A 12,598-nucleotide genomic window follows, 5' to 3' on the forward strand; every position below is an offset into this window, starting at 1 on the left:
AAACCGGCCGGAGACGATCATTCGGTCACTCGCCCAGGCGGTCGGCCGTCTCCAGCCACTCGGCCTCGATCCCGTCCTTCTCGGCCAGGATCTCCTTGAGCTCGGCGTCCAGCGAGGCCAGCCGGCCGTAGTCGGAGGCGGCCTCGGCCATGGCGGCGTGCAGCTTCTCCTCCCGGCCGCTCAGCTTGTCGAGCTGGCGCTCCAGGCGGGACAGCTCCTTGCGCAGCTCCCGCTCCTCCTTGGCCGACAGGCCCGTCTGAGCCTTCGTCCCGTCCGCCGGCGCGGACGTGGCCGGGGAGGCGGGCGCGGACCCGCCGGCGGCGGCGCGGGCCGACAGCGCCGCGCCTGAGGCCCGCCGGGCGAGATACTCGTCCACCCCGCCGGGCAGCATCGACAGCTTCCCGTCACCGAGCAGCGCCACGACCCGGTCGCACACCCGCTCCAGGAAGTAGCGGTCGTGGCTGACCAGGATCAGCGTGCCGGGCCAGCCGTCGAGCAGGTCCTCCAGCTCGTTCAGCGTCTCGATGTCGAGGTCGTTGGTCGGCTCGTCGAGCAGCAGCACGTTGGGGTCGTCCATCAGCAGCCGCAGCATCTGCAGCCGCCGCCGCTCGCCACCGGACAGGTCGCCGACGACCTTCCACTGCGCCTCGCCCTTGAAGCCGAGCCGCTCCAGCAGCGCCGAGGCCGTCCACTCCTTCTTGCCGACCTGGACGAACTTGCGGACCTCCTCGACGGTCTCCAGCACCCGCCGGGCGGGGTCGAGCTCGGCCAGCTCCTGCGACAGGTGCGCCAGGCGGACCGTACGGCCCCGCACGACCCGTCCCGCGTCGGGCTCGACCGTGCCGGACAGCAGCCGCAGCACCGAGGACTTGCCCGAGCCGTTCACGCCGATCAGGCCGATCCGGTCACCCGGGCCGAACTGCCAGGTCGAGTGGTCGAGCACCAGCGGGCCCCGGCCGGGACCGCCGGCGTGCAGGGTGACGTCCTCCAGGTCGTAGACCGTACGGCCCAGCCGCGCCGCGGCGAACTTGACCAGCTCGACGGTCTCCCGCGCCGGCGGCTCGTCGGCGATCAGCGCCTGGGCGGCCTCGATGCGGAACTTGGGCTTGGAGGTGCGGGCGGGCGGGCCGCGCCGCAGCCAGGCGATCTCCTTGCGCATGAGGTTCTGGCGGCGCGCCTCGGCGGCGGCGGCGATCCGGGCGCGCTCGGCCTTGGCCAGCACATAGGCGGCGTACCCGCCCTCGTAGCGCTCGACCGCGCCGTCCACGACCTCCCAGGTGCGGGTGGAGACGGCGTCCAGGAACCACCGGTCGTGGGTGACCACCAGCAGCGCCGACCTGCGGCCGGTGAGGTGCCGGGCCAGCCAGTCGATGGCCTCGATGTCGAGGTGGTTGGTGGGCTCGTCCAGGACGATCAGCTCGTGCTCGCCGATCAGCAGCCGGGCCAGCGCCGTACGGCGCCGCTCGCCGCCCGACAGACTCCCGACCGGGACGGTGAGGTCGATGTCGCCGAGGAGGTTGGCGAGGATCTCACGGATGCCCGCGTCGCCCGCCCACTCGTGCTCGGCCCGGCCGCCGAGGACGGTCTCGCCCACCGGCCGGTCCGGGTCGAGGTCGTCGCCCTGGGACAGCACGCCGATCTGCAGGCCGCGGTTGTGGGTGACGCGCCCCTCGTTGGGCTTGAGGGCGCCGGCGATCACCGAGATGAGCGTGGTCTTGCCGCCGCCGTTGCGGCCGACCACCCCGATGCGGTCGCCCGCCTCGATGCCGAGGGAGACGTCGCTGAGAAGGGGCTTGGGGCCGTAGGAGTGGGAGACCGACTCAAGATTGACCAGATTCATCGCCCTACAAGGGTATCCGCTCCCGGACGGCGCGGCCGTCGCCCCGGAGAGGGTCGGGCGGCCGACCGGTCACCGCGGACACGGGCCGCACAGACCGCACGGACGGCACGGCCGGCGCCGACGGCACGGACAGCCGTGAGCGGACCGGTTCAGGGGCGCTGCCCGACCGTCGGGCCGGGGACGGGGCCGTGGGCGGTCACCGCGTCGCGGGCCACGCCCTCGGCCCGCAGAGCGGCGGCCAGCTCGACCGCGTGGCTCTCGGAGTCGGCCAGGAAGGCGCAGGTCGGGCCGGAACCGGAGACGATCGCGCCCAGCGCGCCGTGCTCGCGCCCGGCGTCCAGCGTCCGGGCCAGGGAACGGCGGAGCATGACGGCGGCGGGCTGCAGGTCGTTGGCCAGCTCCGCGCCCAGCGCCTTGGCGTCTCCCCGGCGCAGCGCGTCCAGCAGCGGCTCCGACGCCTGCGGCCAGGCGGCCTCGGTGCCCGTCGCCTCGCGGATCCGGTCGCACTCGGCGTAGACGGCGGGCGTGGACAGGCCGCCCTCGGCCAGGGCGAACACCCAGTGGAAGGTGCCGCCGACCTCAAGCGGGGTCAGCCGCTCCCCCCGGCCGGTGCCGACGGCCGTGCCGCCGAGCAGGGCGAACGGGACGTCGCTGCCGATGTCCGCGCCGATCTCCATCAGGTCCGCCAGCGGCAGGCCCAGGCCCCACAGCTCGTTGCAGGCGACCAGCGCCGCGGCGGCGTCGGCGCTGCCGCCCGCCATCCCCCCGGCGACCGGGATCGACTTGCGGATCAGCAGGCTCACGCCGTACGACCGGCCGGCGTGGTGGGCCAGCGCGGAGGCCGCGCGGATGGCGAGGTTGTCGTCGTCCTCGGGCACCTGGCCGGCGCTGTCGCCCTCGACGCGGACCCGCATCCCGGTCTCGGCGGTGGCGGTCACCTCGTCGAAGATCGAGACGGCGTGGAAGACGTTCACCAGGTCGTGGTAGCCGTCGTCACGCAGCGGCCCGACCGCCAGTTGCAGGTTCACCTTGGCCGGCACGCGGACGGTCACGGAGTTCATGTTCCTCAAGGCTCTCGCTCAGGGGATGATGAGGTCCGATCGTAACCGGGCGCGTTCCCGCCTCCCCGCCAGCCCCGGCGTTTCGCCACGCTAGAGCCGGTTTTAAGGACCCACGACGCGACAAAGATCCGCGAAACAGAACCTAAGGGCGGTTCTCCGCGATACGCGCGAAGTCCTCGACCGTGAGCTGCTCGCCCCGGCGGGACGGGTCGATCCCCGCCGCCCGCAGCGCCCGCTCGGCGGCGGCGGGCGAGCCGGCCCAGGAGGCCAGGGCGGCGCGCAGGGTCTTGCGGCGCTGGGCGAAGGCGGCGTCCACGGCCGCGAAGACGTCCTCGCGGGACACCCCGGTGGTGGGCGGCTCGCGGCGGGTCATCGCGACGAGGCCGGAGTCGACGTTGGGCGCCGGCCAGAAGACCGTGCGGCCGACGGGGCCGGCCCGGCGCACGTCGGCGTACCAGGCGGCCTTGACCGACGGGACACCGTACACGCGGGAGCCGGGCGCCGCGGCCAGCCGGTCGGCCACCTCGGCCTGGACCATGACCAGCACGGTGCGCAGCGACGGCAGGGTCTGCAGCAGGTGCAGCACCACCGGGACCGCGACGTTGTAGGGGAGGTTGGCCACCAGCGCGGTCGGCGGGTCCCCCGGCAGGTCGCCGGGGGCGACCCGGAGGGCATCGGCGTGCACGACGGAGAGCCGGTCGGCCAGCTCGGGGGCGTGCTCGGCGACGGTCAGCGGGAGCTGCCCGGCCAGCACCGGGTCGATCTCCACCGCCGTCACGCCGCGGGCCTCCGGCAGCAGCGCCAGGGTCAGCGAACCCAGGCCGGGGCCGACCTCGATGACCACGTCGTCGGGGCGCAGCCCGGCGACGCGGACGATCTTTCGGACCGTGCCGCCGTCGATGACGAAGTTCTGGCCGAGCTTCTTGGTGGGGCGGATGCCCAGCCGCGCCGCCAGGTCGCGGATCTCCGCCGGGCCCAGGAGGCCGCTCATGACCGGCCTCCGCGCGCCGCCGGCCGTGTCCCGCGCGCCGCCGGCTGTGCCCCGCGGGTCACCGCGCCGTGCACGGCGGGACCGCCGGCCGCGTCGCGCACGCGGCGGATCTCACCACGCGCGCCGCCGCAGACCTCACCGTGCGCGCCGCCGCCGGTCTCACCACGCACCGAAGACCGCCTCGCCGTTCACACTGATCACGCGGGCCAGGGCGTCCGGGTCGGCCCCCCGGACCTCGGCCAGGCAGCGCAGGGTGAGCGGGATCAGGTAGGGGGCGTTGGGCTTGCCCCGGTGCGGCGTCGGCGGGAGGTAGGGCGCGTCGGTCTCGACCAGCATCAGCTCGTCGGGCACGATCGCGGCGGCCTCGCGGAGGCCGGCGGCGTTCTTGTAGGTGACCGGCCCGGAGAAGGACATGAAGTATCCCGCCCGGGCGCACCGCTTGGCCAGCTCGGCGTCGCCGGAGAAGCTGTGGAAGACCACCACGTCGGGGGCGCCCTGGTCGGCGAGCACGGCCAGCACGTCGTCGTGGGCGTCGCGGTCGTGGATCACCAGGGCCCGGCCGGTCCGCTTGGCGATCTCGATGTGCGCGCGGAAGCTCGCGTGCTGGTCCTCCTTGGAGGCCCAGTCGCGGTAGTAGTCGAGGCCGGTCTCGCCCACCGCGCGGACGTGCGGCAGGCGGGCCAGCTCCTCGATCTCGGCGAGGACCTCCGGGGTCGCGGCGTGCGCCTCGTTGGGGTGGATCGCCACCGCGGCGTACACGTCGGGGTGCGCCGCGGCGGCCTCGGCGTTCCACCGCGAGGACGGCAGGTCGTAGCCGACGGTGACCAGCCGGGTCACGCCCACCTCGCGGGCCTGCCGGACGATCTCCTCGACGCTCGCCCGGGCCGCCTGGGCGGCCAGGGCGACCGGGTCACCCGAGGACGCCTGGCGGTGGCCCACCATGATGTCCAGGTGACAGTGGCTGTCGAACACCTCCGTGGCGAGGGGCTCGGGGGCTGCGGGAAGCCTGGTGTCGCTCATCGTCGCGTCAGTCGCCCAGCCGGGCGAGCTCCTCGTCCACGATCTTGGGGTCCAGCTTGGAGAACAGCGGGGTCGGCGGCGCCAGCGGGACGCCGGCCCGGATGGGCGTGGACTCCCAGCGCGCGGCGCCGTCGTAGGACCCGGTGATGATCGGGTAGCTCCGGCCGGGCTCGTCGAGGTCCTCGACCTCCTGGATCTCCGGCATGCCGGACCAGGCGCCCTCACCGCCGAGCATGGCGTGGACCTTGTCGGAGGAGGCGGGCAGCACCGGGGTCAGCAGGGTCTTGGCGTCGTCGACGACCTGCAGGGCGACGTGCAGGATCGACTTCACCCGCTCCGGGTCTTCCTTGCGCTTCCACGGCTCCTGCTCGGCGAGATACTTGTTCGCCTCGCGGATGACGTCGAACGCCTCGTTCGTGGCGTTCTTGAACCGGGAGCGCTCGAACTCGGCGGCGACCCGGGGGAAGGCGGCCCGGCTGCGCTCCAGCATGGCGCGGTCGGCGTCGGTGAGGTCGCCCGCCTCTGGGACGACCCCGAAGTTCTTGGCGGCCATCGAGATCGAGCGGTTGACCAGGTTGCCCCAGGCCGCCACCAGCTCGCCGTTGTTGCGGTTGAGGAACTCCGACCAGGTGAAGTCGGTGTCCTGGGTCTCCGGGCCGGCCACGGCGATGTAGTAGCGCAGCGCGTCGGCGTCGTAGCGCGCCAGGAAGTCGCGCACGTAGATGACGACCTGGCGGGAGGAGGAGAACTTGCGGCCCTCCATGGTCAGGAACTCGCTGGAGACGACCTCCGACGGCAGGCTCAGCTCGCCGAGGGAGCCGGGCCGGCCGTCGCGGGCGCCCTGGCCGTTGTAGCCGAACAGCAGCGCCGGCCAGATCTCCGCGTGGAAGACGATGTTGTCCTTGCCCATGAAGTAGTAACCCCGGGCGTCGGGGTTCTGCCACCACTGCCGCCAGGCGTCGGGGTCTCCGGAGCGGCGGGCCCACTCGACGGAGGCGCTGAGGTAGCCGATGACGGCGTCGAACCACACGTACAGCCGCTTGTTGGGCTGGTCGCGCCAGCCGTCCAGCGGGATCGGCACACCCCAGTCGAGGTCGCGGCTCATCGCGCGGGGCTGCAGGTCGCCCAGGAGGTTCAGGGCGAACTTCAGCACGTTGGGCCGCCACTCGCCCTGCTTGGACTGCAGCCAGGAGCCGAGGACCTCGGCGAACGCCGGCAGGTCGAGCATGAAGTGCTCGGTCTCGACGAAGATCGGGGTCTCGCCGTTGATCCGGCTGACCGGGTTGATCAGCTGGATCGGGTCGAGCTGGTTGCCGCAGTTGTCGCACTGGTCGCCGCGGGCGCCGTCGAAGTGGCAGATCGGGCAGGTGCCCTCGATGTAGCGGTCGGGCAGGGTGCGGCCGGTGGACGGCGAGATCGCCCCCATGGTGGTGCGGGGGAAGATGTAGCCGTTGTCGTACAGGCCCTTGAAGATCTCCTGCACCACCGCGTAGTGGTTGGCGGTGGTGGTGCGGGTGAACAGGTCGTAGGACAGCCCCAGGCCCCGGAGGTCCTCGGCGATCACCCGGTTGTAGCGGTCGGCGAGCTCGCGGGCGGTCACGCCCTCCTTGTCGGCCTGGACCTGGATCGGGGTGCCGTGCTCGTCGGTCCCGCTCACCATCAGGACCTTGTTGCCCGCCATCCGCTGGTAGCGGCTGAAGATGTCGGACGGCACGCCGAAGCCGGACACGTGCCCGATGTGGCGGGGGCCGTTGGCATAGGGCCAGGCGACCGCGGTCAGGATGTGGTGGGACATGTGCCCAAGCCTAAGGGACACCACCCGGGCTTCGCCGCCCGGAATCGGGAGGCGCCGCCCCGCGAGGCCGCGCCGCCGTACCGGAGTCCGCCCGTACCGGAACCCGGCGCGCGGCCCGATGCGGCTCGGGCGCGCTGCGCGGGGATCAGGGCTACGCGGGGATCAGCGCTGCGCGGAGATCAGGGCTGCGCGGAGATCAGGGCTGCGCGGGGATCAGGCGGCGCCGCCCCGGCTGCCGGCCGGTTCGTCCCGGTTCGCGGCTCGGCCGTCCTCCCGGCTGACGGCCTCGGCCGCCTCCTCCGCCGCGGAGGCCGCCACGTCGATGGGCGTCTCCTTGGTACGGCGGATGCCCAGGATGCTGACGAACAGGGCCGCGAAGATGGTCTGGAAGCTCATGATCAGCGCGGTGGCCGAGGGCACGACCAGGCGCAGCGACTCCGACGGGATCAGCGTGCCGAAGCTGCGGGTCTGCCAGTGGACCAGCGAGGCGGCCAGGCCGCCGAGACCGGCCAGGGCCAGCAGGCCGCCCACGATCAGGCCCTTCTCCAGGGTGACCACGTCGACGAGCTTGCGCACCCGCCGGTCCTCCGGCAGGAAGCCCTCCTCGGCCGCGTACACCTTGGTGAACACCGCGAACAGCGTGGCCTGGAAGCCGATCACCATCGCGGCCGACGCCCCGACCAGGGTGTCGACGTCGAAGGCGAGCTTGCCGATGTAGACCGGGCCGAAGGTCAGCGCGGTGCCCGCCACCAGGCCCAGGGTCATCAGGATCATGCCCGGGATCAGGAACAGCCAGCGGGGGCTGTACAGGAGCAGGAAGCGCAGGTGGCGCCAGCCGTCGCGCCAGGAGCGCAGGTGCGGCGGGCGGGAGCGGCCGTCCGGCGAGAGCGTGGTGGGCACCTCGCGCACGTCGAGGCCGGAGAGGGTCGAGCGCACCACCATCTCGCTGGCGAACTCCATGCCGCCGGTCTGCAGGCCGAGCCGCAGGATGGAGTCGCGGCGGAAGCCCCGCAGGCCGCAGTGGAAGTCGCCGATGGCGCTGGGGAAGAACAGGCGGCCGATGAAGGACAGCACCGGGTTGCCGAGGTAGCGGTGCAGCGGGGGCATGGCCCCCGGCGCGATGCCGCCCTTGAACCGGTTGCCCATCACCAGGTCGGCGCCGTCGCGCAGCTGCTCGACGAACGGCAGCAGCGAGGTGAAGTCGTAGGAGTCGTCGGCGTCGCCCATGATGACGTACTTGCCGCGCGCCGCGCGGATGCCGCCCATGAGCGCGTTGCCGTACCCCTTGGCGTCCACGTGCACGACCCGGGCGCCGGCGTCGCGCGCCAGCTGCTGCGAGCCGTCGGTGCTGCCGTTGTCTGCGATCAGCACCTCACCGTCGATCCCGTGGTCCCGCATGCAGGCCAGCGCCTTGCGTACGCAGGTCTCCACGGTCTCCGCCTCGTTCAGGCATGGCATGACCACGGTCAGTTCCACGTCTCAACCCTTCGATCCGGCACAAGCCAATCTCATCATGATGCCCTGTGCCGACTCGCGCGCGGGCCAACTCCGTGAAAGGACTGGCATCCTGTAAGGCATGGTTACCGTGGCCGAACGACCATGCCTGGACGAGCCTCCATCTGGCTGGAGAGCGCGTCTCCTGGCGTTCGTCCGCCGTCACCGCGTCTTCCTCGCCGCCCTGACGGCGGCGTTCGCGCTGCGGCTGGTCACCATGATCGGCTACGGCCCGGCGTTGTGGTTCAACGACTCCTACGACTACGTCTCCGGGGCGGTGAACCCCGAACGGCCCAGTGCCCTGCGGCCGAACGGTTACTCCTTCTGGCTGCTCCTGCTCAGACCATTTCACAGTTTCGGACTGGTCGCCTTCACCCAGCACCTCATGGGCCTGGCCGTCGCCGTCCTCGTGTACGCGCTGCTGCGCCGGAAGTTCGGGCTGCCCGCCTGGGGGGCGACGCTGGCGACGGCGCCGGTGCTGTTCGACGCCTACCAGATCCAGCTCGAACACCTGGTCATGTCCGACACCATGTTCATGCTGCTGGTCGTCGGCGTCGTGACGCTGGTGCTGTGGCACCGGAAGATGTCGTGGCGGCTGGGCGCCGTCGTCGGCCTGCTGCTCGCCCTGACCGCGCTCACCCGGTCGATCGGCCTGCCGATCCTCGCGCTGGTGGTGGTCTACCTCCTGGTGAAGCGGACCGGCTGGCGGCCGGTCGCCGCCATGGTGACGGCCTGCGCGATCCCGGTGACGGGGTACATGGCGTGGTTCGCCTCCGCGCACGGCAACTTCGCGATGACCAACAGCGACGGCGCGATCCTCTACATGCGCACGGCCCTGTTCTCCGACTGCAAGAAAATGGGCGTCGACCCGCGCGAGGAGCTGGAGCTGGCGCTGCTGTGCATCACCGCGCCGCCGAGCCAGCGCCACTTCTCCGGCCAGAACTACCTGTGGTGGGCCAACGGCGACGGCCAGCGCTTCCACGCCTTCGGCTCCGGCGTCACCTTCACCCCGGAGATGAACCGGGTCGCCGGGCAGTTCGCCAAGCGGGCCATCCTGTCCCAGCCGGGCGACTACCTCGCCCGGGTCGGCCTCGACTTCGTCCGGGCCTTCCACTGGGGCCGGCCGCGCTTCCCCGACTACAAGACCTACCTGCAGTACGAGTTCCCCTTCGAGGACAAGGTGCTGCCCTCCTGGTCGTCGTACAAGGGCACCACCGACGGCGACGCCCAGATCTACGACCCGGGCCTGCGGACCGCGTCGATCGACGGCCGGGCGAAGGTGATCGGCACCCGGGTGAACGACCCGTGGGCCGCGTTCATGCAGGGCTACCAGCGGATCGTACGGCTGCCCGGCCTGGTGCTCGGCGTGCTGCTGCTGATCGGCCTGGCCGGGGTGGCGGTGCGCTGGCGCAGGCTGGGCGGCCCGGTGCTGCTGCCGTGGCTGGCCTCATTCGGCCTCCTCCTGGCCCCGGCGGCCACCGCGGAGTTCGACTACCGCTACGTGCTGCCCGCGGTGCCGCTGGCCTGCCTGGCCGCCGCGATCTCGCTGCGGCACGGGGTGCCGTGGCTCCGGGGGGTCGCGCCGCGGCTCGCGGGCGCCCGGCCCGGCGCGCGCCCGGTGTCCGGGACGGCCGCGCGGCGCCCGGGACGCACCCGGCGCTGAGGCCCCCGCACACCAGGGCCCGTACACCGGGGACCGCGCGCCGGGTCCCGCGGCGGCCTCCGGATCGAACGGGTCACGCCTGGTGGACGGCGTCGTACAGGACCCGCTTGGGCACGCCCGCGCCCTTGGCGACGTCGACGATCGCCTGCTTCCTCGACGTGCCCGCCTCCTCCCGGCGGGCCACCTCCTCGACCAGCTCCTCGATCGACGGGGGCGCGGCGTCGTGGACGCGTCCGGCGACGACCACGGTGATCTCGCCCCTGACCCCGCCGGCCGCCCATTCGGCCAGCTCGCCGAGGCCGCCCCGCCGTACCTCCTCGTAGGTCTTGGTGAGCTCGCGGCAGACGGCGGCGGGCCGGTCCGGGCCGAACGCCGCGGCCATCGCCTCCAGCGCGGCGGCCAGCCGGTGCGGCGCCTCGAAGAACACCATCGTGCGCTCCTCGGCGGCCAGGGCGGCGAGCCTGCGGGCGCGTTCACCGGGCTTGCGCGGCGGGAAGCCCTCGAAGCAGAAGCGGTCGCTGGGCAGGCCGGACACGGCCAGGGCGGTGGTGACCGCCGAGGGTCCCGGCAGCGAGGTGACCGTGATCCCGGCCTCCACGGCCAGGCTGGTCAGGCGGTAGCCGGGGTCGGAGACGCCGGGCATGCCGGCGTCGGTGATCACCAGGACGGTCCGGCCCTCCTGGAGCGCGGCGAGGAGCTCGGCGGCCCGGCCGGACTCGTTGGCGTCGTAGTAGGAGACGACGCGCCCGCCGATCTCGGCGCCCAGCTCGGCGGCCAGCCGGCGCAGGCGCCGGGTGTCCTCGGCCGCGACCACGTCGGCGTTCTCCAGGGCGTCGCGCAACCTCGGGGAGGCGTCGCCCGCCTGCCCGATCGGGGCTCCCGCCAGCACCAGCCTGCCGTTGTCCGTCACGCCCCCATCCTCGCGCATCCGGGGGCGGGCCCCCGCCCGGGGGATCGGCCTCCGTTCACCGGCGCCGTCACGGGGGCGGACCCGCCGGAGGACCGTCCCACCCGGCGGCCAACCCGGATCACCCGGGAATATCACCCTCAATTGGGCATGCGGCCGGGGTTTCCCTGGGTGGCCGGGCGGGGTGGCCCGTACGATGGCCGGGTGGCCGTGACCGATTTCACCAACAAGGGGTTCGAGCAGCCCGACCCCTCGCCGACCCGCGAATCGGCACGCTCCGTGCGCGACCGCCTGGTCCCGCCGATGCCCGGGAGCGCCCTGTGGGGATGGCTGGGCCCGGCGCTGGTGGCGGCGTTCGGTGCGATCCTGCGCTTCGTCGACCTGGGCCGCCCGAAGGCGGTCATGTTCGACGAGACGTACTACGCCAAGGACGGCTTCGCGCTGCTGAACTTCGGCACCGAGCACACCCCGGTGGACAACGCCAACGCGCTGCTGATCCAGGGCAACACCGACATCTGGCAGCGATGCGCGGCCGACCAGCTCGACAAGTGCGCCTCCTACGTCGTCCACCCGCCCCTGGGCAAGTGGATGATCGCGCTGGGCGAGCAGATCTTCGGCATGACCCCGTTCGGCTGGCGCTTCGCCGCCGCCCTCACCGGCGTCGTGTCGATCTTCGTCCTGGCCCGTGTCGCCCGCCGGATGACCCGCTCCACCCTGCTCGGCTGCCTCGCCGGGCTGCTGCTGGCGGTCGACGGCCAGCACTTCGTGCTGTCCCGCACCGCGCTGCTCGACATCTTCCTGATGTTCTGGGTGCTGGCCGGCTTCGCCTGCCTGGTCACCGACCGCGACCGGGCCCGCGCCCGCCTGGCCGCCTGGTACGAGACCTCCCCGCTCGACGAGCACGGCCCCTGGCTCGGCTGGCGCCCCTGGCGCATTGCGGCCGGCGTCTGCCTGGGGGCGGCCTGCGCCGTCAAGTGGTCCGGCATCTTCTTCCTGATCGCCCTCGCCATCATGTCCCTCGTCTGGGACGCCGGCGCCCGCAAGGCCGTCGGCCTGCGCAGGCCGTACGGCGGCGCGGCGAGCAAGGACCTGCCGACTGCGCTGACCGCCATGGCCCTCGCCCCCGCCGTCGCCTACACGGCCTCCTGGAGCGGCTGGTTCGCCACCGCCGGCGGCTGGGGCCGCAACTGGGAGCGCGCCACCTCCCACGGCCCCGCCTACTTCGTCTTCGACTCGATCCGGTCGTGGCTCGCCTACCACTTCCAGGTCCTCGGCTTCCACAACGGCCTGTCCACCCCGCACAACTACCAGTCCGAGCCGTGGAGCTGGCCGCTGCTGCTGCGCCCGGTGGCGTTCTTCTACGAGTCGCCCAAGACCGGCTGCGGCGCGCAGAACTGCTCGCAGGCCGTCCTCGGGGTCGGCACCCCGATCATCTGGTACGGCGGGCTCGCCGCGCTCGTCGCCATGTTCACCTGGTACGTCTCGGCCCGCGACTGGCGGGCCGGGGCCGTGCTGCTCCCCTACATCGCGGGCTGGCTGCCCTGGTTCTACTGGGCGATCGCCGACAACCGCACGATGTTCCTGTTCTACACGGCCCCGATGGAGCCGTTCATGATCCTGGCACTGACCCTGGCCGCCGGGCTCGTCCTGGGCCGCGCGGACGCCCCGCCGCGCAGGCGTATGGTCGGAGGGGTGGTCGTCGGCGCCTTCACGCTGCTGGCGATCCTCAACTTCTGGTGGCTGTACCCCGTCCTCACCGCCGAGATCATTCCCTACACGGACTGGAGCGCGCGGATGCTCTTCAAGAAGGGCTGGATCTGATCGTTC

At 72.7% G+C, this 12,598-nt stretch carries 9 protein-coding genes; 2 read left to right on the forward strand and 7 right to left on the reverse strand.

All coding sequences use genetic code 11. The annotated features are described in order from the left end of the window. Positions 1 to 25: 25 nt before the first annotated feature. From ACQP10_RS33740 to ACQP10_RS33765, 6 genes are all read right to left on the reverse strand, one after another. Positions 26 to 1,840 (reverse strand): ABC-F family ATP-binding cassette domain-containing protein, encoded by a 1,815-nt coding sequence (locus ACQP10_RS33740; RefSeq protein ID WP_433540346.1) that lies wholly within the window; start codon positions 1,838 to 1,840, stop codon positions 26 to 28. A gap of 149 nt (positions 1,841 to 1,989) precedes the next feature. After that, complete coding sequence (locus ACQP10_RS33745; RefSeq protein WP_346018917.1) at positions 1,990 to 2,901, reverse strand: 4-(cytidine 5'-diphospho)-2-C-methyl-D-erythritol kinase; 912 nt, start codon at positions 2,899 to 2,901, stop codon at positions 1,990 to 1,992. Positions 2,902 to 3,043: 142 nt separating this feature from the next. Continuing rightward, on the reverse strand, positions 3,044 to 3,892 hold the full coding sequence (gene rsmA / locus ACQP10_RS33750; RefSeq protein ID WP_390000987.1) for a 16S rRNA (adenine(1518)-N(6)/adenine(1519)-N(6))-dimethyltransferase RsmA: 849 nt from the start codon (positions 3,890 to 3,892) through the stop codon (positions 3,044 to 3,046). A gap of 159 nt (positions 3,893 to 4,051) precedes the next feature. Further along, complete coding sequence (locus tag ACQP10_RS33755) at positions 4,052 to 4,912, reverse strand: TatD family hydrolase (protein WP_433540347.1); 861 nt, start codon at positions 4,910 to 4,912, stop codon at positions 4,052 to 4,054. A gap of 7 nt (positions 4,913 to 4,919) precedes the next feature. Then, the gene (gene metG, locus ACQP10_RS33760; RefSeq protein ID WP_433540348.1) at positions 4,920 to 6,707 is read right to left on the reverse strand and encodes a methionine--tRNA ligase; all 1,788 of its coding nucleotides are present in this window, start codon (positions 6,705 to 6,707) and stop codon (positions 4,920 to 4,922) included. A 213-nt stretch (positions 6,708 to 6,920) separates the two neighbouring features. Next, positions 6,921 to 8,183 (reverse strand): glycosyltransferase family 2 protein, encoded by a 1,263-nt coding sequence (locus ACQP10_RS33765; protein ID WP_179825643.1) that lies wholly within the window; start codon positions 8,181 to 8,183, stop codon positions 6,921 to 6,923. A 100-nt stretch (positions 8,184 to 8,283) separates the two neighbouring features. On the opposite strand from ACQP10_RS33765, the gene ACQP10_RS33770 reads away from it, so the two are divergent. Beyond that, positions 8,284 to 9,864, forward strand: coding sequence for a hypothetical protein (locus ACQP10_RS33770; RefSeq protein WP_433540349.1), 1,581 nt, complete (start codon positions 8,284 to 8,286; stop codon positions 9,862 to 9,864). Between the two features lie 73 nt (positions 9,865 to 9,937). Here the strand turns inward: ACQP10_RS33770 and rsmI are convergent, their stop codons facing one another. Continuing rightward, positions 9,938 to 10,792, reverse strand: coding sequence for a 16S rRNA (cytidine(1402)-2'-O)-methyltransferase (rsmI, locus tag ACQP10_RS33775; protein WP_386151220.1), 855 nt, complete (start codon positions 10,790 to 10,792; stop codon positions 9,938 to 9,940). A 282-nt stretch (positions 10,793 to 11,074) separates the two neighbouring features. Here rsmI and ACQP10_RS33780 point away from each other — a divergent pair, with 282 nt between their 5' ends. Continuing rightward, positions 11,075 to 12,592: a dolichyl-phosphate-mannose--protein mannosyltransferase gene (locus ACQP10_RS33780; protein WP_346019712.1), complete on the forward strand. Its 1,518-nt coding sequence runs from the start codon at positions 11,075 to 11,077 to the stop codon at positions 12,590 to 12,592. The last annotated feature ends 6 nt before the right edge of the window (positions 12,593 to 12,598 follow it).

This window comes from Streptosporangium sandarakinum (assembly GCF_050942225.1).
Classification (GTDB): domain Bacteria; phylum Actinomycetota; class Actinomycetes; order Streptosporangiales; family Streptosporangiaceae; genus Streptosporangium; species Streptosporangium nondiastaticum.